The sequence below is a fragment of the uncultured Amnibacterium sp. genome (assembly GCF_964250715.1).
GTDB lineage: Bacteria > Actinomycetota > Actinomycetes > Actinomycetales > Microbacteriaceae > Amnibacterium.
In genome coordinates this window covers 20212-39692 of the sequence record NZ_CAXUGX010000009.1, presented here as the reverse complement: position 1 = coordinate 39692, position 19481 = coordinate 20212, and the positions used below count along the sequence as shown (strand labels likewise).

Annotated in this window: 20 protein-coding genes; 8 read left to right on the top strand and 12 right to left on the bottom strand. The window is 72.4% G+C overall.

Annotated features, from left to right (window positions below; genetic code table 11):
* Positions 1-21: 21 nt before the first annotated feature.
* The 4 genes from aqpZ to ACFE7H_RS09910 all read left to right on the top strand — a co-directional run bounded on the left by aqpZ (position 22) and on the right by ACFE7H_RS09910 (position 2850).
* Positions 22-939, top strand: a complete 918-nt coding sequence (gene aqpZ, locus ACFE7H_RS09925; RefSeq protein WP_375401075.1) for an aquaporin Z — start codon at positions 22-24, stop codon at positions 937-939.
* Between the two features lie 72 nt (positions 940-1011).
* Entirely contained in the window at positions 1012-2031 is a 1020-nt protein-coding gene (locus ACFE7H_RS09920) for a TIGR03617 family F420-dependent LLM class oxidoreductase (RefSeq protein ID WP_375401074.1), read from the top strand.
* A gap of 73 nt (positions 2032-2104) precedes the next feature.
* The gene (clpS, locus tag ACFE7H_RS09915; RefSeq protein ID WP_375401073.1) at positions 2105-2389 is read left to right on the top strand and encodes an ATP-dependent Clp protease adapter ClpS; all 285 of its coding nucleotides are present in this window, start codon (positions 2105-2107) and stop codon (positions 2387-2389) included.
* Positions 2389-2850, top strand: coding sequence for a DUF2017 family protein (locus ACFE7H_RS09910; RefSeq protein WP_375401168.1), 462 nt, complete (start codon positions 2389-2391; stop codon positions 2848-2850). The genes clpS and ACFE7H_RS09910 overlap by 1 nt, the downstream gene beginning before the upstream one ends.
* A gap of 83 nt (positions 2851-2933) precedes the next feature.
* On the opposite strand, the gene ACFE7H_RS09905 is transcribed toward ACFE7H_RS09910, so the two are convergent.
* The 4 genes from ACFE7H_RS09905 to ACFE7H_RS09890 all read right to left on the bottom strand — a co-directional run bounded on the left by ACFE7H_RS09905 (position 2934) and on the right by ACFE7H_RS09890 (position 7391).
* The gene (locus ACFE7H_RS09905; RefSeq protein ID WP_375401072.1) at positions 2934-3731 is read right to left on the bottom strand and encodes an SDR family NAD(P)-dependent oxidoreductase; all 798 of its coding nucleotides are present in this window, start codon (positions 3729-3731) and stop codon (positions 2934-2936) included.
* Between the two features lie 245 nt (positions 3732-3976).
* Positions 3977-6127 carry a YhgE/Pip family protein gene (locus ACFE7H_RS09900; protein ID WP_375401071.1) on the bottom strand — a complete coding sequence of 717 codons (2151 nt, stop codon included), beginning with the start codon at positions 6125-6127 and terminating at the stop codon, positions 3977-3979.
* Positions 6124-6753: a hypothetical protein gene (locus ACFE7H_RS09895; protein ID WP_375401070.1), complete on the bottom strand. Its 630-nt coding sequence runs from the start codon at positions 6751-6753 to the stop codon at positions 6124-6126. Before ACFE7H_RS09895 ends, ACFE7H_RS09900 begins: the two co-directional genes overlap by 4 nt.
* Complete coding sequence (locus tag ACFE7H_RS09890; protein WP_375401069.1) at positions 6750-7391, bottom strand: TetR/AcrR family transcriptional regulator; 642 nt, start codon at positions 7389-7391, stop codon at positions 6750-6752. The genes ACFE7H_RS09895 and ACFE7H_RS09890 overlap by 4 nt, the downstream gene beginning before the upstream one ends.
* A gap of 101 nt (positions 7392-7492) precedes the next feature.
* On the opposite strand from ACFE7H_RS09890, the gene ACFE7H_RS09885 reads away from it, so the two are divergent.
* Both ACFE7H_RS09885 and ACFE7H_RS09880 read left to right on the top strand, forming a co-directional pair.
* Positions 7493-8779, top strand: coding sequence for an adenylosuccinate synthase (locus ACFE7H_RS09885; RefSeq protein WP_375401068.1), 1287 nt, complete (start codon positions 7493-7495; stop codon positions 8777-8779).
* 192 nt (positions 8780-8971) lie between these two features.
* Complete coding sequence (locus ACFE7H_RS09880; protein ID WP_375401067.1) at positions 8972-9301, top strand: chorismate mutase; 330 nt, start codon at positions 8972-8974, stop codon at positions 9299-9301.
* A gap of 23 nt (positions 9302-9324) precedes the next feature.
* Here ACFE7H_RS09880 and ACFE7H_RS09875 read toward each other — a convergent pair whose 3' ends face one another.
* Complete coding sequence (locus ACFE7H_RS09875) at positions 9325-10773, bottom strand: serine hydrolase domain-containing protein (protein WP_375401066.1); 1449 nt, start codon at positions 10771-10773, stop codon at positions 9325-9327.
* 98 nt (positions 10774-10871) lie between these two features.
* Here ACFE7H_RS09875 and ACFE7H_RS09870 point away from each other — a divergent pair, with 98 nt between their 5' ends.
* Both ACFE7H_RS09870 and ACFE7H_RS09865 read left to right on the top strand, forming a co-directional pair.
* Positions 10872-12074, top strand: coding sequence for an MFS transporter (locus tag ACFE7H_RS09870; RefSeq protein WP_375401065.1), 1203 nt, complete (start codon positions 10872-10874; stop codon positions 12072-12074).
* Between the two features lie 87 nt (positions 12075-12161).
* Positions 12162-12578, top strand: a complete 417-nt coding sequence (locus ACFE7H_RS09865) for an EVE domain-containing protein (protein WP_375401064.1) — start codon at positions 12162-12164, stop codon at positions 12576-12578.
* Between the two features lie 15 nt (positions 12579-12593).
* Here ACFE7H_RS09865 and purL read toward each other — a convergent pair whose 3' ends face one another.
* Genes purL through purD form a run of 7 tightly spaced genes read right to left on the bottom strand, consistent with a single transcriptional unit; the run spans position 12594 to position 19342 of the window.
* Positions 12594-14897: a phosphoribosylformylglycinamidine synthase subunit PurL gene (purL, locus tag ACFE7H_RS09860; RefSeq protein WP_375401063.1), complete on the bottom strand. Its 2304-nt coding sequence runs from the start codon at positions 14895-14897 to the stop codon at positions 12594-12596.
* Positions 14894-15592 carry a phosphoribosylformylglycinamidine synthase subunit PurQ gene (gene purQ / locus ACFE7H_RS09855; RefSeq protein WP_375401062.1) on the bottom strand — a complete coding sequence of 233 codons (699 nt, stop codon included), beginning with the start codon at positions 15590-15592 and terminating at the stop codon, positions 14894-14896. Before purQ ends, purL begins: the two co-directional genes overlap by 4 nt.
* Positions 15589-15840 (bottom strand): phosphoribosylformylglycinamidine synthase subunit PurS, encoded by a 252-nt coding sequence (gene purS, locus ACFE7H_RS09850; protein ID WP_375401061.1) that lies wholly within the window; start codon positions 15838-15840, stop codon positions 15589-15591. Before purS ends, purQ begins: the two co-directional genes overlap by 4 nt.
* A 29-nt stretch (positions 15841-15869) precedes the next feature.
* A complete protein-coding gene (locus ACFE7H_RS09845) occupies positions 15870-16724 on the bottom strand; it encodes a VOC family protein (RefSeq protein ID WP_375401060.1) in 855 nt (284 codons plus the stop codon).
* 19 nt (positions 16725-16743) lie between these two features.
* On the bottom strand, positions 16744-17226 hold the full coding sequence (locus tag ACFE7H_RS09840; protein WP_375401059.1) for a GNAT family N-acetyltransferase: 483 nt from the start codon (positions 17224-17226) through the stop codon (positions 16744-16746).
* Positions 17223-18077 carry a phosphoribosylaminoimidazolesuccinocarboxamide synthase gene (locus ACFE7H_RS09835; RefSeq protein WP_375401058.1) on the bottom strand — a complete coding sequence of 285 codons (855 nt, stop codon included), beginning with the start codon at positions 18075-18077 and terminating at the stop codon, positions 17223-17225. The genes ACFE7H_RS09840 and ACFE7H_RS09835 overlap by 4 nt, the downstream gene beginning before the upstream one ends.
* Complete coding sequence (gene purD, locus ACFE7H_RS09830; RefSeq protein ID WP_375401057.1) at positions 18074-19342, bottom strand: phosphoribosylamine--glycine ligase; 1269 nt, start codon at positions 19340-19342, stop codon at positions 18074-18076. The genes ACFE7H_RS09835 and purD overlap by 4 nt, the downstream gene beginning before the upstream one ends.
* Positions 19343-19481: the final 139 nt, after the last annotated feature.

The following is a 19481-nucleotide window of genomic DNA, read 5'->3' as shown; positions in this document are numbered from 1 at the left end:
CCATGCGCCTACGGTCACCGCATGGCGCTGACCCGAATCGCGAACCTGCCGACCGGACTTCCCCGCCTGGGCGAACCGCGGGTGCTGCTGGCGGAGGCGCTCGGCACGTTCTGGCTCGTCTTCATCGGCTGCGGCTCGGCGGTGATCGCCTCCAACGTGCGGGCCGGCGACGGCGCCCAGGTGGGGATCGGGCTGCTCGGCGTGGCCCTCGCCTTCGGCCTCGCGGTGACGACGATGGCCTACGCCGTCGGTGGCGTCTCGGGCGGTCATTTCAATCCGGCGGTCACCGTCGGACTCGCGGTCGCCGGACGGTTCGAGTGGCGGCGCGTACCCGGCTACATCGTCACGCAGCTGGTGGCGGCCACCGCCGCCGGCATCGTGCTCTTCGCAGTGAGCGCCGACCGGCCGGGTTTCGACGCGACCGCCTCGGGGTTCGCGACCAACGGCTTCGGCGATCGGTCGCCCGACCACTACAGCCTGCTCGCCGCGCTGGTGGCCGAGATCGTGCTGACTGCCGTGTTCGTCGGAGTCATCGCTGCGGTCACCGGGGGAGCGGCCCCGCAGGCGGTCGCGCCGCTCGCCATCGGCCTGACCCTGACCCTGACCAACCTGGTGGCGATCCCGATCGACAACGCCTCGATCAACCCCGCCCGATCGCTCGGCGTGGCCTGGTTCGCCGGCAGCGGGGCGCTCAGCCAGCTGTGGCTCTTCCTGATCGCCCCCACGGTCGGCGGTGCGGTCGCCGGCCTGGTCGTCCGGTCGCTCGGCCAGGGCGGGAACGACGGCGACCTTCCGGAGAGCGCCGACTCCGCCACACGTGCTGACTCCGGGACACGACCGGCGACGGCGCCCGCGCACGACACCGTTCCGCTGCCGATGGACGGCGTGTCCGACGAGACGACGCCACTGCCCCCGGCGAGCCCGGGCCCGCGCGACTGAGGCCCGTTTCGCATCGCTCCGCCTGACCGGACGCATCGAGCAGTGAACCCAGAAGGGCACGGAAGGGGCGGCATGCGATTCGACGCGGTGCTGAGTGAGTCGCAGGCGCAGGTCCCGGAGCAGGCCGCCGCCTTCGAGGGCCAGGGCTACGGAGGGCTGGCGGCGACCGAGCTCACCCACGACCCGTTCGTCACCGCCCTGCTCGCGCTGCGAGCGACGACTCGCGTGCAGGTGGGCACGCAGATCGCGGTCGCCTTCGCGCGCAGCCCGATGACCGTCGCCGTCACCGCTCGCGACCTGGCCGATCTCTCCGGGGGCCGCTTCGTGCTGGGTCTCGGCACGCAGATCGAGGCGCACGTGACGCGCCGATTCTCGATGCCGTGGTCGCCGCCGGCCGCTCGGATGCGCGAGTTCGTCGCGGCGCTGCGCGCGATCTGGGCGTCCTGGGAGACCGGCGACCGGCTGGCCTTCCGCGGCGAGCACTACCGCCACACCCTGATGACGCCGGCCTTCTCGCCAGGGCCCGCGCCGTCCGGGCCGCCGCCCGTGCACCTTGCCGCCGTCGGGCCGCTGCTGGCGCAGACCGCCGGTGCCGTCGCCGACGGCGTCATCGCCCACGTCTTCTCCACCCGCCGGTTCCTGCAGCAGTCGCTGCTGCCCGCCGTGACGCGCGGACTGGAGGAGGCGGAGCGCGACCGAAGCGCGTTCACGGTCACCGTCCCCGTCTTCGTGATCAGTGGAGCGACGCCGGAGCTGCGTGCAGCGGCCGACCGGCGGGTGCGCGAGCGCATCGCGTTCTACGGCAGCACGCCGGCCTACCGGGGCGTGCTCGAGGCGGAGGGCCGCGCCGACACGGCCGACGCGCTGCACACCCTCTCCGTCTCCCGCGACTCCGATCGCTGGATCGCCATGGGGAGGCTGATCGACGACGACCTGGTGCAGGCGTTCGCGATCGTCGAGGACGATCCGCTCGCCGTGCCGGGGCGCATCCGACAGCGGTACGGCGACCTGGCCGACCGCGTGGTGGTCGAACCGCCCGAGGGCGCCGACCCGGTCGCGTGGAGTGCGGCGATCGCCGCAGCCGGCGCCTGACGCCACCACGTCCGCCCTGCGGATACGCGGGGCCCGCCGACTCCTCCTCGCTCGAGGTGCCAGGCTGGACCCGATGACCGACGTGCTCGAAGACACCCGGCTGGAGCAGCGGCTCGAGCTCGGTGCTCCCTGGGCGCTGATCGTCTGGGACGACCCCGTCAACCTGATGACGTACGTCAGCTGGGTGTTCCGCTCCTACTTCGGCTTCGAGCGCGAGAAGGCCGAGCGCCTGATGCTGCAGGTGCACACCGAGGGTCGCGCGCAGGTCGCCTCCGGTACCCGCGAGGAGATCGAGCGGCACGTGGAGGCGATGCACGGCTACGGCCTGTGGGCGACGCTCGAGAAGGTGGAGCTGTGATGTCCCCCGGCGAGTTCCGGCAGCGCAACGGCGGTATCGAGCGACGCTTCACGGGCGCCGAGCGCCGCATGATCGGCCGGCTGGCCGACGGCGTGGTGACCGCGCTCGCCGACGATCCCGACAGCGCCGTGACCCGGCGCCTGCTGCCGAACGCGTATCCGGACGATGCGGAGGCGTCGAAGGAGTTCGCCGACGCCGTGCGCGACCGGCTGGCCGAGGCGAAGACCGAGGGCGCGCAGCGGCTGACCGACGACCTGCAGGCTGCCCCGAACGGGCTGCTGCACCTGGACGAGCAGGGCGCCGTGGTCTGGCTGAAGGCGCTCGGTGACCTGCGCCTGGCGCTCGCGGAGCGGATCGGCCTGGACGAGGTCATGCGCGACGTGCGCACGCCCCAGGGCCTGATCTACGCCTGGCTCACCTGGCTGCAGGGCAGCCTGGTCGAGGCCCTCGACCCCGACTGACCGTCCGTGCCGCGGGCGGCCGCACGCCGATTCACGCGGAGGTCAGGATTGGGATCCGCCACCGGTCGTTCACGCGGTCGCGGTCAGAAGGCCGTGTAGCCGCCGTCGGCGACCAGGACCGATCCGGTCACGAACGACGATGCATCACTCGCCAGGAAGACGACCGCCGGGGCCAGCTCGTCCACCTCGCCGGCCCGCTGCATGGGCGCGTCCTCGATCCACTGCCGATGGAATCGCGGGTCGTCGACCGGCGCCATGTCGGTGCGCATGTAGCCGGGGGCCAGCGCGTTCACCCGCACGCCGAACGGCGCCCACTCCGCGGCCAGACTGCGCGTCAGATGGTGCACCGCGGCCTTGGAGGCGTTGTAGGCCGGCTGCCACTGCGGACGATTCACGATGATCCCGGACATCGAGCCGATGTTCACCATCACGCCGCTGCCCGCCTGCACGAAGTGCGCGCCGATCACCTGCGAGCAGGTCCACACCGCATCCAGGTTCAGGCTCATCACGGTGCGCCAGTCCTCCGGGGTCACCGCCAGGGAGTCGGCGTGCACGGAGGTGCCGGCGTTGTTCACCAGCACGTCCACGCGCCCGAACGCGTCCAACGTCTCCTTCAGCAGCCGCTCCACGTCGGCGCGGACGGTGACGTCGGCCCGCACGAAGGTCGCTCGACCTCCCTCCGCCTGCAGCTCGGCGACGACCGAGTGCCCGGCCTGCTCGTCACGGCCGACGACCGCGATCGCCGCGCCGGCCGCCGAAAGCGCCCGGGCGAAGCCCTCCCCGAGGCCCCGGGTGGCTCCGGTGACGATCGCGACGCGGCCGGTCAGGTCGAAGCGGGCGGCCAGACGCTCGGATGCGGTCTGAGATGCGGATGTGGACATGGGGCGGCTCCTTCGCTGCGGTCGGCACGTGGCCGGAGGAACCAGCTTGCCCCAATCGACCGGGACGCTCCCCAACTACGGAGTTCCTCCCCAACTACGGAGGAATCTCGCGACACGCCGCGTTCGACTCCGAATTCTCCGTAGTTGTGCAGGTGGATCCGTAGTTGGGCCGGCGGGCGGGCGGTTCCGGAGCCGGGGCGTGGCTTCGCCCGATCGAACATCGGCGTCGAATACCTCCCGACCCGTCAGGTGCCGATCAGGCTCGGTTGCAGGTCGCGCAGGGTACGCCGGCGCGTCATCCGCGCCGCGATCGCGGTCGTGAGCGCCAGCGCCACCAGCAGCCAGACGCTGAGCACGCCGCCGTCGCGCCAGGCGAGCGCCGCGTCGCCGCCGTACATCGCCTGCCGCAGGCCGTCGACGGCGTACGACATCGGCAGCGCCTGGTGCAGGGCGGCCAGCGGACCCGGCAGGGTCTGCCACGGGAACGTGCCACCGGCGACGACCAGTTGCACGAGCATCAGCACCAGTCCGAGGAACTGCCCCGTACTGCCGAGGGCCGCGTTCAGCAGCAGCAGGATCGCCGAGAAGGCGAAAGCGGTCAACACCATCATCCCGAGCATGCCCACCGGGTTCGCCACCACGAAGCCCAGCGGCCCGGTCAGGATCAGATAGAGCACCGCGACCTGCACGGCCGCCAGCAGCGCGGGCAGCAGCCAGCCTGCCAGCGCGACGCGCACGGGCCGATGCACAGCCGTCAGCGCGCGCCGGGAGAGCGGTCGGATGATCAGGAACAGCGAGTACGACCCGATCCAGAGCGCCAGGCTGAGGAAGAAGGGAGCCAGCCCGGCGCCGTAGGTGCCGGCACTCGTCACCTTCGTGGTCGAGACGGCGGCCGGGTCGCCGATCGCTGCGGACTGCGCGGTCCGTTGCGAGGCGGTCGTCGCCGGGATCTTGGTGACGCCGTCGGTCAGCCCGTCGTGCAGTCGAGCCGCGCCGCTCGCGACCGACCGGGTCCCCGTGGCCAGGTCGGCTGCGCCGCTCGCTGCGGAGACTGCTCCGGCGCTGAGCGTCGCGGTACCGGTGCGCAGCGAATCGAGTCCCGACGCGAGCGAGCTGGCGCCGGAGTCGAGGGTCCGCGTCCCGTCGCGCAGGTCCGCGGCCCCCGCGGCGACCTTCGCGCTGCCCGTCGCGAGCGTCCCTGCCCCTGTTCGCGCCTCGTGCACACCGCGGGCGAGCCTGGTTGCGCCGGCGGCTAGGCGATCGGTGCCGGACGCGACCGACCTGGACCCGGATGCGACGGAGGCGGCACCGCTCGCCAGGGTCGCCGCACTGCCGGCCGCGCTGTGCACGGCCGCGGCGCCGGGCTGCAGCACCGACAGCGCGTCGATGATCTGCGCGTCGGTCAGTCCGTCGGCCGCTAGGCGCTGTCGCAGCGCCGCCGCGGTCGGAGCGGAGCCGGCGTCGATCCTCGCCAACCCCGCCGCCAGGTCGCCGCTGGCGGAGCCCACCCGCTCCGCGCCGGTCGCGGCGGTGTCGGCTCCGGTGGCCAGCGACTTCGTGGCCGAGGGCAGGTCGCCCGCAGCGTCGTCCAGCGTGCGCAGCCCGGAGCGCAGGGCCGCCGCGCCGGAGGCCGTCGTCGAGGCGCCGGTCGCCAACGTCGCAGCGCCGGACGCCGCCGAGTCCGCGCCTGCGTTCAGCCGATCCGCCCCCGCTGCGGCGAAGGCGGCACCCGACGCGGCGCTCGCCGCCCCGCCCCGCAGCCGGGTCGCTCCGGCCGCCAGCTGCATCGCACCGCCCGCGGCCTTCGTCGCTCCGTCGGCCAGCGTCCCGGCGCTGTCGGCGGCGTCCGTCAGGTTCCCGCGAACGGTCGAGAGGCCGACCAGGAACTGCTTCGCGGCCGCCGACCCCACCTGCTGGGCGACGCTCGCCCGAATCGCGGTCGCGGCCTGGCCGGCGATCGTGGAGGAGAGGTAGCTGTTCGCATCGTTGGTGGCCAGTTCCACGTGCGCCCGGGTCGGGCGGTCGGTGCCGGCGGAGGTCAAGTCGCGCGAGAAGCTGCCGGGCAGGGTCACCACGAAGTCGACCCGGCCGTCGCGGATCCGCTCCGCCGCCTGCGCCGAGGTCATCCGCTGCCAGTCGAAGCGCGAGGACTTCACCAGGGAGTCGGCGACCGTGCTGCCGTAGTTCGTGCGCGTGCCGTCTCGGGTGACGCCGATGTCGGACACGACGAGCCCGGCGGGCACGTGCGTCAGGTTGGCGTAGGGGTCGCGGTTGCCCCACAGGTACAGGCCGCCGTACAGCAGCGGCACGAGCATGAGCGCGACGAACGCGATGACACCGAGGCGGGTCGCGGTCAGGCGGCGCAGCTCGGAGCGGATCAGGGTGAGCACGGTCATGAGGTGGGTCCAGGTCGGCCGGTCAGCACCGGCAGTGCGAATCGGGTGGCGGCCTCGACCGCGTGCCCGGCGATGACCAGCACGGGCGTGCCGGCCGCGGTGAATTCGGCGGCCAGCGCCAGCCAGTCCGCGGTCGGCCCGCCGTGCCGCTCCGGAGAGGTCAGCACGAGCGCGCGCACACCGGGGCGCCGCGCGGCGAGCGTGAGCAGCAGGCGGAGTCGGTCCGCTGCGGGCAGGTCGGCGATCGGGCGGTGCAACCAGCGTCGCAGACCCAGCTCCGCGAGCACCCGCTCCGCGTCGGCGCGACCGCCGTGGCGTTCGGCGAAGACCAGCTCCTCGCGGACCACGGTTGCGACGGGGAGGGCGGCGGCGGGCTCGGCCACCATCGGCGTGTCGACCAGGGCGACGGCCCGGCGCAGCACGGCCGCATCGTCGCTGCCGTCGAGCAGTACCGAGCCGCGCTCCGGCGCGAGCCGGCCGCCCGCGATCAGGGAGGCGAACAGGGGTCCGCGCTCGCCGCCCACCGCGACCACTGCCGGGCCCTCGTCCGTGAGCACGCCGCTGACCGGCGGCAGGGTCGGGGTGGCGGCGGGGCCCAGGGCGACCGAGACCAGCTCCAGCCTCACTCCGCCGCCTCCAGGCCGAGTACCGCCGCGTTCGCCTGCAGTACGGCGCCTGCCTCGCGCCACGACAGCCCCATCGCTCCGAGGCCCGCCAGGATCACGAGCCGGCGGCCCGTCCGGCTGTCGAGGGGCGTGCGGGCGGCCTCCTCCAGCACCGTGAACGCCGCGGCGGCGATCAGGCGGGCCACGAAGTCGGAGGGCAGGTCGGTCCGGGCGCTGCCGGCGGTAGCGGCTCGGGCCACGGTCCGCTCCAGGCGCTGGTGCATGGCGTCGAGCGAAGGGCGGATGCGGCTGCGGAACGGCTCGTGCAGGGCGACCTGCGTCATCGCGTGCGTGTGCTCCACCTCGTCCCAGGCGACCCGGCCCAGCAGCGCGGTCTCGACGACGGGGTCGGGATCGGCGACGCGGTCCAGGGCCGCGGCGATGCGGGCCGCGCCGCGCTCGGTGAGGGCGACGATCAACTCGTCCCGGCTGGCGAAGTGGCTGTAGACGGAGCGGCGGCTGAGACCCGCCGCGTGGGCGATGGCATCCAGCGGCGCGGCCGGATCGCGGTTCAGCAGCAGTCTGGCGGCATCGAGCAGCGCCTCGCGGTTGTGCGCGGCGTCGCTGCGGGGCGCGCGCGTTCGGCTGGTCGCAGTCACAGAACCGACGATACCACCGAAGCTGCACACGTCTGTGCAAGTTACGCGGTCGACTGCGGAGCGCCCGGATAGGCTGTGCGAGGGCGATCGAGAGGACCGCTATGCCGGGAATCGTGCTGGTCGGCGCGCAGTGGGGCGACGAGGGCAAGGGCAAGGCCACCGACCTGCTCTCCGGTCGCGTCGACTACGTCGTCAAGTTCAACGGCGGCAACAACGCCGGGCACACCGTCGTGATCGGCGACAAGAAGTACGCGCTGCACCTGCTGCCGTCGGGCATCCTGAGCCCGGGCGTCGTCCCAGTGATCGCGAACGGGGCGGTCATCGACATCGAGGTGCTGTTCAGCGAGCTGGAGGCGCTCTCCGCCCGCGGCATCGACGTCTCCCGCCTGCGAGTCAGCGCCAACGCCCACATCATCACGCCCTACCACCGCACCATCGACCGGGTGGGCGAGCGGTTCCTCGGCAAGCGACAGATCGGCACGACCGGTCGCGGCATCGGCCCCACCTACGCGGACAAGATCAACCGGGTCGGCATCCGGGTGCAGGACCTGTTCGACGAGGGCATCCTGCGGCAGAAGGTGGAGGGGGCGCTCGAGCAGAAGAACCACTTGCTGGTCAAGGTCTACAACCGCCGCTCGATCAGCGTCGACGAGGTCGTCGACGAGCTGCTCACCTTCGCCGACCGCCTGCAGCCCATGGTCACCGACGCCTCCCTCGAACTGAACCGCGCCCTGGACCAGGGACGCACCGTGCTGTTCGAGGGCGGCCAGGCGACGATGCTCGACGTGGACCACGGCACCTACCCGTTCGTCACCTCGTCGAACGCGACGAGCGGCGGCGCGGCCACGGGCTCCGGAGTCGCCCCCACCCGGTTCGACCGCATCATCGCCGTGGTGAAGGCGTACACGACCCGCGTGGGCGCCGGGCCCTTTCCCACCGAGCAGTCGAACGCCTCCGGCGAATACCTGCGCTCCAAGGGGTTCGAGTTCGGCACCACCACGGGGCGGCCCCGGCGAACCGGCTGGTACGACGCGCCCATCGCCCGGTACGCGCAACGAATCAACGGCGTCACCGACTTCGTGCTGACCAAGCTCGACGTGCTGACCGGCTTGGAGCGCATCCCGGTCTGCGTCGCCTATGACGTGGACGGCGTGCGCAGCGACGAGGTGCCGGTGTCGCAGTCCGACTTCCACCATGCGCAGCCGATCTACCGGGAGTTCCCGGGGTGGGATGAGGACATCTCGGGTGCCCGCTCCTTCGCCGACCTGCCCATGTCCGCACAGGAATACGTGCTGGCGCTGGAGGCGATGAGCGGCGCCCCGATCTCGGTGATCGGCGTCGGCCCGGCTCGGGACGCCGTGGTGGTGCGCCGCGACCTGCTCGGGTGACCCGCAAGCACGTCGGCGGGCGCGAGCACGTCAGCAGGACGATGTCCCGACAGCAGGTCGTGGGTCGACCAGCAGCCTGCTGACCGCACCCTGTCCTGCTGTTGTGCTCGGTGTTCGGGAGGCGGGCGGCGGGCTTGGGTGACAGCGGGCGTCGGCGGGCGGACGGCGACGGCGGGGTCGTAGGGTCGGGGGATGACCGACGTGGCCCGCACCCCGGAGGGCGCCGAGGTGCTCGGCGAGCTGACCTCGCTGCGGGACAGCATCGACAACATCGACGCGGCACTCGTGCACCTGCTGGCGGAGCGGTTCAAGTTCACCCAGCAGGTCGGTCGGCTGAAGGCCGCTGTCGGGCTGCCACCCGCGGATCCGCAGCGGGAGCGGCAGCAGATCGCCCGGCTGCGGGTGCTGGCCGAACAGGCGAACCTCGACCCCGAGTTCGCCGAATCCTTCCTGGCCTTCATCGTGGCCGAGGTCATCCATCACCACGAGCGCATCGCGGAGGGCCGCGCCTCCGAAGGATGAGACGCGCTCTCGACGGTGGTCGGTCAGCGCAGCGGGCGCGGAGACGCCAGGTCGAACAAAGTCGAGGGCGCCGTTCCGGGCAGGGGCACCGTCGCCCACCGGGTGGTGAAGGTGCGCGATCCGCGCTGCAATCGGATGGTCAGCCGGTGCGGCGTCTCCAGCAGGGCGACGTCCAACCCAGCCGTGTCGGGGCCGGTCCATCCGCTCGCCACTGCAATCGCCGGAAGGTCCGTCGCTTCCACGGTCGTCCAACCCGGTGCGCCGAGCGGCAGCCGCGCGGTCCTGCGTCCATCGCCGAGCGTGACGTGCCAGCCGTCGTCGTGGTCGACCTCGACGGTGGTCAGGCCGAAGTCTCCGGGCGCGATGGCCGGACTGAAGGCACCCGCCCAGCCAGCCGAATCCGCAGGCCCCGGCTCGGCCGCCGTCGTCGGCGCGGTCAGGCCCGCCAACCGTCGGGCCATGGGCGCATCGTCGGTGGAGTCGATCGCCGCATCGAACGCCGGGATCAGATGCTGCCACGCGGCGGTCAGCACCGCCTGCGCCGAGTCGGTGGCGGAGGTGACCATCACGACCGCGTCCTGCTCAGGCAGGATCAGGCACAGTTGGCCGAACGCCCCGTCCGCGCGGTATCCATACCGTGACAGCCATACCTGGAATCCGTAGCCCAGGCCCCAGTCGTCCTGCTCGTTCGGCGTCTCGACGTGACGAGCGCGCACCTGCTCGGCCCACCCCTCCGGCAGCAGCTGCCGGCCCTGCCATCCGCCGTCCTGCAGGTACAGCTGGCCCAACTCGGCGATGGATCCCGCGGTGGTGTGCAGCCCGCTGAAGCCCAGGTCGCGGCCGGGCGGGTACTGCTGCCAGCCGACCGGGCCGATGCCGAGCGGATCGAGCAGCCGCGGCCGCAGGTATTCGGTCAGCCCCAGCCCGGTGGCGCGCTGGATGATCGCGCCGATCGTGTACGTGCACAACTGGTTGTAGGTGAAGTGGGTCCCCGGCTCGAACTCGGGCTCCTGCAGCAGGAACCCGCGAATCGGCTCGCGTGGGTCGGCCACGACCGACCGTTCCAGCATGTCGACCGCGTGCCCACTGGCCATGGCCGCCAGGTGGCGGATCAGGATCCGGCGGCTGCGCGGACCGGTGACCTCGTCGGCGAACTCGGGGAAGTGGTCCACGACCGCGTCGTCCAGACCCAGCAGCCCCTCGGCCACCGCGAAGCCGAGCGCGGTCACGGTGAACGTCTTGCTCACGGAGTAGACCAGTCGTATGCGATCGGCGGTATACGGTGCCCAGAAGCCCTCGGCGATCACGGTCCCGTGTCGCAGCACGATCACGCCGTGCGGGTCGACCGCCGGATCCGTCTCCAGTGCATCGATGAACGCCTCGATGCCGCGGGCGTCGACTCCCTGCTCGCTCGGGGTGCCGACCGGCAGGTCGATCCCGGTGCCGATCGCGGCCGGCGTGCTCGTCTCCATCCCGGCACGGTAGCGCGTGTCTGGCCGAGTTCTGTTCACCGGCGGCCCTTCCGGTATCGCAGCGCATGCCTGCGCGGGCAGTCGAGCAGGATGGAGGCATGACGGCCGGGGGTGCGCTCGCCGTGCCTCGGATCTCGACCGCCCGGGTGTGGACGATGCTCGCCGTCGGCGTGTTCGCACAGACTGCGACGACCGCGTTCGTGGTAGCGCCGGCCCTGCTGATTCCGCTGCTGCATCTGCGCCAGGGCGTGCCGCTGGTGCAGGCCGGACTGCTGGCCGCCGCGCCGAACCTGGGCCTGGTACTCGCCCTGGTCGCGTGGGGCGCCGCGGCGGACCGGTTCGGCGAGCGGGTCGTGCTGGTCACCGGTCTGGTGCTGACGACGGCCGCAGCCCTGGTCGCAGCCGCGCCGGTCGGGTCGACCGGGCTGGGCATCGCGCTGCTCGTCGGCGGCGCCGCCTCCGCCAGCGCGAACGCGGCCAGCGGGCGCATCGTCGTGGGCTGGTTCGCCCGCGAGCGACGCGGCCTGGCGATGGGCATCCGCCAGATGTGCCAGCCCCTCGGTGTGACCATTGCGGCGGTGACCGTGCCGACGATCGCGGAGGGGGCCGGCGTCGGTGCCGCCCTGCTGCTGCCGGCGGCGCTGTGCGGCGTGGCCGCGGTCCTGCTCGCGATCGTGGTCGTCGATCCGCCCCGAGCCGATCGGACCGCGGAGGCGACCGCCAACCCCTACCGTCGCTCCGGGTTCCTGGTGCGGGTGCACCTGGTGTCGGCGCTGCTGGTCGTGCCGCAGTTCACCCTGTCGACCTTCGGCCTGCTGTGGCTCGTCGGCTCGCTGCACTGGCGGGTGCTGCCCGCGGGCCTGCTCGTGGGAGCAGCGCAGTTTGTCGGCGCGATCGGGCGCCTGGTCGTGGGCGCCCTGAGTGACCGGGCTGCGAGCCGGGTCGGCCCGCTCCGCCTGGTCGCCGTGCTCGCCGTCGCGGTGATGGCGCTGCTCGCCCTGGCGGCCGGGCTGGCCCCCGCGGCGGCGGCCGTCGTCTTCGTCGTCGCCTCGACGGTGTCGGTCGCCGACAACGGGCTCGCCTTCACCGCCGTCGCCGAGGCGGCCGGCACCTTCTGGGCGGGGCGAGCGCTCGGTGTGCAGAACACGGGCCAGTTCCTGGCGGCGGCTGCCGTGGGCCCGGTCGTCGGCGCACTCATCGCGGGCGTCGGATTTCCCCTCGCCTTCGTCATCGTCGCTGCCGCCCCGGCGCTCGCCGTTCCGCTGGTTCCGCCGCGCTCCGCGGAGCACGATCGACTGTGACGGTGCGCCGGTCGGACCCCGGGTGCACAGTGTCGGCATGATCGAACGCACTCCGCCCGTCCACCGATTCTGGAAGGAGCAGGCGGCATGACCGCGTGGCTCGGCGTCGTCTCAGCGGAACATGCCCGACGCGGCATCGGTCTCGGCATCGTGCAGATCGGGCACGGCAAGCGCGCGCCCTTGCTGCGACTGCATCCCGGGGACGGGTTCGTCATCTACTCGCCGCAGGAGCGGCTGGGCGAGCCGCCGCGCCTGCGGGCGTTCACCGCGGTCGGCACCGTCTCGGAGAGCGAGGTATGGCAGGCCGACGAGGGGGATTTCAAGCCCTTCCGGCGCCGGATGGAGTGGGACGCGAGCGGGGTCCCCGTCCCGCTCGACGACCTGCGCGGCGACCTTCGGCTCACCGCCCAGCCGAACTGGGGCTACCAGCTGCGGCGCGGCCTCATCCCACTCGACGACGAGGACTTCGCTGCTGTCCGAGCCGCGATGCGTCCTGAGACCTGATGGAGGCGCGGGCCCTCAGCCGCCGACGACCGGGCCCAGGTACCGCTGCAGCGTGCCGCGATGCGCGGTCCGCAGCTGCTCGAGCGTCACGGTGAACAGATCCTGGACCTCCAGCGCGGCCGAGGTCGCATCCGTGACCCCGATGCGCAGCGCCGGCACGCGCCGCCCGTTGCACAGGCCGACGAACTTCACGTCCTCCTCGCGGGGCACCGCGACCACGATCCGGGCGGTGGACTCGCTGAAGAGCGCGGTCGCCGCGTCCACGCCGTCGCGGTACCGGATCTCGTCCAACCAGACGCGGGCGCCCACGCCGAACCGCATGACACCCTCGGCCAGCGTGGCTGCCAGGCCGCCCTCGGACAGGTCGTGGGCGGCGGCGATCAGGTTCTCGCTCGACGCGGCGGCCAGCATCTCGGCCAGGCGACGCTCCTCGGCCAGACGCACGGCCGGCGGCCGGCCGCCCAGGTGGCCGTGGATCGTGCCGGCCCAGGCGGATCCGTCCAGTTCGAGCCCGGTCTCGCCCAGCAGGTACAGGTTCATGCCGTCGTCCTGCCAGCCCGATGGGATGCGCGCGGCGACATCCTGGATCACGCCCAGCACCCCGACGACGGGCGTCGGGTGGATCGCCTGCGCGCCGGTCTGGTTGTAGAAGGAGACGTTGCCGCCGGTGACCGGCACTTCCAGGGCCAGGCAGGCATCACTCAGGCCGGCGACGGCCTGCCCGAACTGCCACATCACCTCGGGATCCTCGGGCGACCCGAAGTTCAGGCAGTCGGTCACCGCCGCCGGCCGCGCGCCGGTCGCCGCGACGTTGCGGTACGCCTCCGCCAGCGCCAACTGTGCGCCCGCGTACGGGTCGAGTTGGCAGAAGCGGCCGTTCGCGTCGGTCGCGATCGCGAAGCCCAGGCCGCTCGCCTCGTCCACCCGAACCATGCCGGCGTCGTCGGGGAAGCTGAGCGCGGTGTTCCCCAGCACATATCGGTCGTACTGGTTCGTGATCCACGAGACGTCGGCCAGGTTCGGGCTGGCCAGCAGGGCGAGCAACTGGTCCCGCAGCGTCGCACCGTCCTCCGGCCGGGGGAGTACGGAGGCGGAGTCGGCCTGCAGCGCGTCGAGCCAGGCGGGCCGGGCGGCAGGGCGGTCGTAGACGGGGCCGTCGACGGCGACGGTGCTCGGGTCCACGTCGACGATCGTCTCGCCGTGCCAGGTGATCACGAGCCGGCCGGTGCCGGTCACCTCGCCGAGCACGCTCGACTCCACATCCCACTTGTCCGTCACCGCCAGGAATCCGGCCAGCTTGTCCGGAGCGACGACCGCCATCATCCGCTCCTGGCTCTCGGACATCAGGATGTCCTCGGCCGTCAGCGATGGATCGCGCAGCAGCACGGCGTCCAGGTCGATCCGCATGCCGCCGTCGCCGTTGGCCGCCAGCTCGCTGGTCGCGCAACTGATGCCGGCGGCGCCCAGATCCTGGATGCCCTCCACCAGACCCAGCGCGAACAGCTCCAGGCAGCACTCGATCAGCACCTTCTCCGCGAAGGGATCGCCCACCTGCACCGCCGGCCGCTTGGTGGGCCCGGCGACCGTGAAGGTATCGGAGGCCAGGATCGACGCCCCGCCGATGCCGTCGCCGCCGGTGCGGGCGCCGAACAGCACCACCAGATTGCCCTCGCCGGTGGCGTTCGCCAGGTGCACGTCCTCGTGCCGCAGTACCCCGACGCAGAGCGCGTTCACCAGCGGATTGCCCTGATAGACCGCATCGAAGACGGTCTCGCCGCCGATGTTGGGTAGGCCCAGGCAGTTGCCGTAGAAGCTGATGCCGCCGACCACGCCGTGCACCACGCGGTGGGTGTCGGGCGCGTCGATCGCCCCGAACCGCAGCTGGTCCATCACGGCGACGGGGCGGGCGCCCATCGCGATGATGTCGCGCACGATCCCGCCGACACCGGTCGCGGCACCCTGGAACGGCTCGATGTAGGAGGGATGGTTGTGGCTCTCCGCCTTGAAGGTGACCGCCCAGCCGTCGCCGATGTCCACGACGCCGGCGTTCTGCCCCATCCCGACCATCAGGTCGCGGCGCATCGCGTCGTTCACCTTCTCGCCGAACTGCCGCAGGTACACCTTGCTCGACTTGTACGAGCAGTGCTCGCTCCACATCACCGAGTACATCGCCAACTCGCCCGACGTCGGCCGCCGGCCCAGGATCTGGCGGATGCGCGCGTACTCGTCGGACTTCAGCCCGAGCGCGGCATACGGCTGCTCGCGCTCGGGCGTCGCCACCGCGATGAGGACGCTGTCGACCAGGCTGACGCCGGTCACGCGGCGAGGACCGTCTGCAGCACGGAGGCGAACAGCCGCAGGCCGTCGGTGCCGGACCGCATCGCGTCGGCGGTGTCCGGCCCGAAGCCCGGCTCGACCGCGTGCTCGGGATGCGGCATCAGGCCGACGACGTTGCCCCGCTCGTTCGTGATGCCGGCGATGTCGTGCAGGGAGCCGTTCGGATTCACATCCTGATAGCGGAATACGACGCGCCCCTCGCCCTCCAGCCGGTCGAGTGTGTCGGCGTCCGCGACGTATCCGCCCTCGCCGTTCTTCAGCGGGATCACGATCTGCTCGCCGGCGACGAATCCGCTCGTCCACGCCGTCGCGGTCTGCTCCACCCGCAGCCGCTGGTCGCGGCAGACGAACCCGCCATGGTCGTTGCGGATCAGCCCGCCGGGCAGCAGGTGCGCCTCGGTCAGCATCTGGAATCCGTTGCAGATGCCGAGTACCGGCAGTCCGCGGCCGGCGGCGTGCACGACCTCGCGCATGATCGGCGAGTGCGCCGCGATGGCGCCGCAGCGCAGGTAATCGCCGTAGCTGAAGCCGCCCGGCAGCACGACGGCGTCGACCCCGTCCAGGTCGTGGTCGGCGTGCCAGAGCCGCACGGGGTCCGCTCCGGCCAGGCGCACCGCCCGGCGGGCGTCGCCGTCGTCGAGCGAGCCGGGGAAGGTGACGACGCCGATCCGGCTCACGACGCGGACTCGCGCACGCTGACGACGTCCTCGATCACGCCGTTCGCCAGCAACTCCTCCGCCACGATCCGGGCGTCGGCGAGGGCAGCCTCGTCGATGACCCCGTCGATCTGCAGCTCGAACCGCTTGCCCACCCGCACGCCGCCGATACCGTGGTGGCCCAGCCGCTGCAGCGCGCCCGCGACCGCCTTGCCCTGGGGGTCGAGCAGCTCAGGCTTCGGCATCACGTCGACCACGATCGTCGCCACGGGCGCACCCTTCGGTTGTCGGGTCGACTCTATCGAGGCGTGATCGACGCCCGGACGATGTTGCGCCAGGGATCGGCGAAGGTCAGGGTGTCGCCGTCGTCCTCGACCGGGACTCCGGAGATCCGCAGCCGGTCGCGCAGGCCGGCCAGGGCGTCGGCGTCGGGTACCCGGATCGTCACCTGGCCGAGCCCGAGAGCGGGGGTCCGTGGGCCGGCGCCATTGCTGGCCCACGTGTTCATGCCGACGTGGTGGTGGTAGCCGCCGGCGGACACGAACAGGGCCTGGTCGCCGAACGCCACGGTCACCTCGAAGCCGACGACGTCCACGTAGAACGCCCGGGCGCTCGGGATGTCCCCGACCTTCAGGTGCACATGGCCCACGAAGGCGTCCGCCTGCGCGTCCTGGTCCAGGTGCTCGCGCAGGAACCGGTTCGGGTCAAGGGGCAGCGTCGCCATCCGCACGAGGGACCCCGGCTCGGGCTCCGGCCACTCGGCCCGCGGCCGGTCCCAGTAGAGCTCGACACCGTTGCCCTCGGGGTCGTCGAAGTACAGGGCCTTCGAGACCAGGTGGTCGCTGGAACCCGTGAAGGAGGCGGGATGCCGGGTGGCGACGGAGTAGGCCGCCCGGGCGAGCGCACCCTGGCTGCCGAACACGATCGCGGTGTGGAACAGGCCGGCCGCACTGGTCGGCGCGTGCTGCAGCTCGGGCGCGTGCCGTAGTTCCACCGCGGCGCGGTCGCCACGGCCGAGGACGATCGAATCGCGCCCAGTGGCCAGCACCTGCAGCCCGACCCCGTCCGCGTAGTACGTCGTCATGCTGTCCAGATCGGCGACCCGCAGGGTGACGGCGCCCAGGTCGGTGGCGTCGGCCAGCAGATCCGTCATGCGCTCAGTATATGACGGGTCAACTACTGGAGGGCCGGAGATCGCTCGGTGGCAGCTCGATGCCGAAGCAGCGGGAGAAGTCGTCCAACGCGTAGGCGCCCCAGCAGGGGATCGGCACCCAGCCCTCGCGGGCGTAGAAGCGCATCGCGTCCGGCTGGCCGGTACCCGTCTCCAGCACCAGGCGGCGCCAGCCGGCTGCGGACGCCTCCCGCTCCAGGGCGCGCAGGATCGCGATCGAGGCGCCTGACCCGCGCGCCTGCGGCGCCACGTACATGCGCTTGATCTCGCCGTGCTCGTGGTCGATGCGGCGCAGCCCGCCGCAGCCGACCGCGACGCCGTCCAGCTCGGCCAGCAGGAAGAGGTCGATGGTGTCGGCGGTGGGCTTCTCGCCCGGCTCGCCGTCCTTCCCGCCATATCGGGCGATGATCTCCGCCTGCTGCTCGTCCCGCAGTCGCGCGCCGGCCGGATCGTCCCAGGTCACCGCCCGGATCGTCAGACTCATGACACGAGCCGATCCACGAGTTCGGCGTACCGGGCGGCGGTCTGCGTCACGATCTCGGGCGGCAGGACGGGCGGCGACCCCTTGCCGTCCCAGTGCTCCTGTATCCAGTCGCGCACGATCTGCTTGTCGAAGCCGACCCCGCGCCGGCCCTCGTCGTACGCGGCGGCATCCCAGTAGCGGCTGGAGTCGCTGGTCAGCACCTCGTCCGCCAGCACCAGTTCGCCGGTGACCGGGTCGTCGCCGAACTCGAACTTGGTGTCGGCCAGCAGCAGTCCCCGCTCGCGGGAGATCCGCTCCGCTGTTGCGTACATGTGCAACGAGGTGTCGCGCAGCCCCGCGGCGGTCTCGGAACCGACCAACGCCACCACCTCGTCGAAGGTGATGTTCGGGTCGTGCTCGCCGGGCTCGGCCTTGAACGCCGGAGTGAAGATCGGCTCGGGCAGGCGGTCCCCGTCCTGCAGACCGGCCGGCAGCGCGACTCCGCAGACCGCTCCGGTGCGCCGATATTCCAGCAGGCCGCTGCCGGTGAGGTAGCCGCGCACGACGCATTCCACCGGGTGCATATGCAGGGACCGCACCAGCATCGCCCGGTCGCGCACGGCCCGCGGTACTGCCGACTGGTCCGCAACGAGGTGGTTCGGCACATCGGGCAGGTGCTCGAACCACCACCGCGACAGCCGGGTCAGCAGTGCGCCCTTGCCGGGGATCGCGGGCGTCAGCACGACGTCGAACGCACTCACCCGGTCGGTGGCGACGAGCAGCATCGTGCCGTCCGCCACCTGCGGGCGGTACAGCTCGCGGACCTTGCCACTTGCGACGTGCCGCCAGCCGGGCAGCTGCGGTGCGCTCACTGGCCCAGTCCTTCGGCGATGTCGCGGCGCAACTGGCCGCCCTGCAGGCGGATCCGGTCGATGCCCGCGTACGCCCGCTCGCGCGCGGTGAGCAGACCGGCGCCGGTGCCGACGACGCTGAGCACGCGACCACCGGTGGCGACCACCTGCGAACCGCGCTCCGCCGTCGCGGCGTGCAGCACCGTGACGCCAGCCAGCTGTTCCGCCTCGTCGAGCCCGTGCAGCGGACGCTCCGGCGGCGCGGACACCGGATAGCCCTCCCCGGCGAGTACCACCGCGACGGCTGCCTCATCCCCGAACACCGGAGGGGGGACCCGGTCGAGCGCGCCGCCCGCGGCCGCGGCGAGCAGCGCGCCGAAGGGGCTGCGCAGGCGTGGCAGCACCACCTGCGTCTCCGGGTCGCCGAACCGGGCGTTGAACTCGATCACCCGCACATCGGTGCCGTGCACGATCAGGCCGCAGTAGAGCAGCCCGACGAACGGCGTGCCCTCGACGGCCAGCTGCCGGACGACCGGCTCGGCGACGGAGCGCTGCACGATGTCCACGAACGCCGCCTCCGTCCCGAACGCCTGCGCCAGCCACGGCAGCGGCGAGTATGCGCCCATGCCGCCGGTGTTCGGGCCGGTGTCGCCGTCCCCCAGCCGCTTGGCGTCCTGCGCTGGCGCGAGTGGGACGACGCGATCGCCGTCGCAGACGAAGAACAGGGACACCTCGCGCCCCGCCAGGTGCTGTTCCACGAGGATCGGTCCCGCCTCCAGCCAGTGCGCGGCGTGTGCCCGGGCGGCCTCACGGTCCTCGGTCACGAGCACCCCTTTGCCGGCGGCCAGACCGTCGGCCTTCACGACGTAGGGCGAGCCGAGCGACTCCAGGGCCGCCTCGGCTTCCGCGGCCGTCCCCACGTGCACGGCCTTCCCGGTCGGCACACCGGCGGCGGCCATGACGCGCTTGGCGAACGCCTTGCTGCCCTCGATCGCCGCCGCGGCGCGGCCCGGCCCGAACACCGGCACACCGCGCTCTCGCAGCGCGTCGGCCACCCCCGCCAGTAGGGGCGCCTCCGGGCCGACGACGACCAGCTCGACGCCCTGGGAAAGCGCGAACTCGGCGACCTCGCCGGGGTCGCCCGGATCGATCGTGACCAGTTCGGCGAGCCGTGCGATACCCGCGTTGCCCGGCGCGGCGATCAGTTCGTGCTGCTCGTCGTCGGCGGTCAGGGCGAGCGCGATCGCATGCTCGCGCGCGCCGGAACCGAGGATGAGCACCCGCACGCGGCAAGCCTAGAGCGGCGCCCGTGAACGCCCTGCGGTCCCTCCTCCCACCTCGAGGAATTCAGGCGACCCCGAGGAATAGAGGCCGGGTCAGGCCGCCTGAGCCTTCGTTCCTCTCTTCCTCCTGAATTCCTCGGCG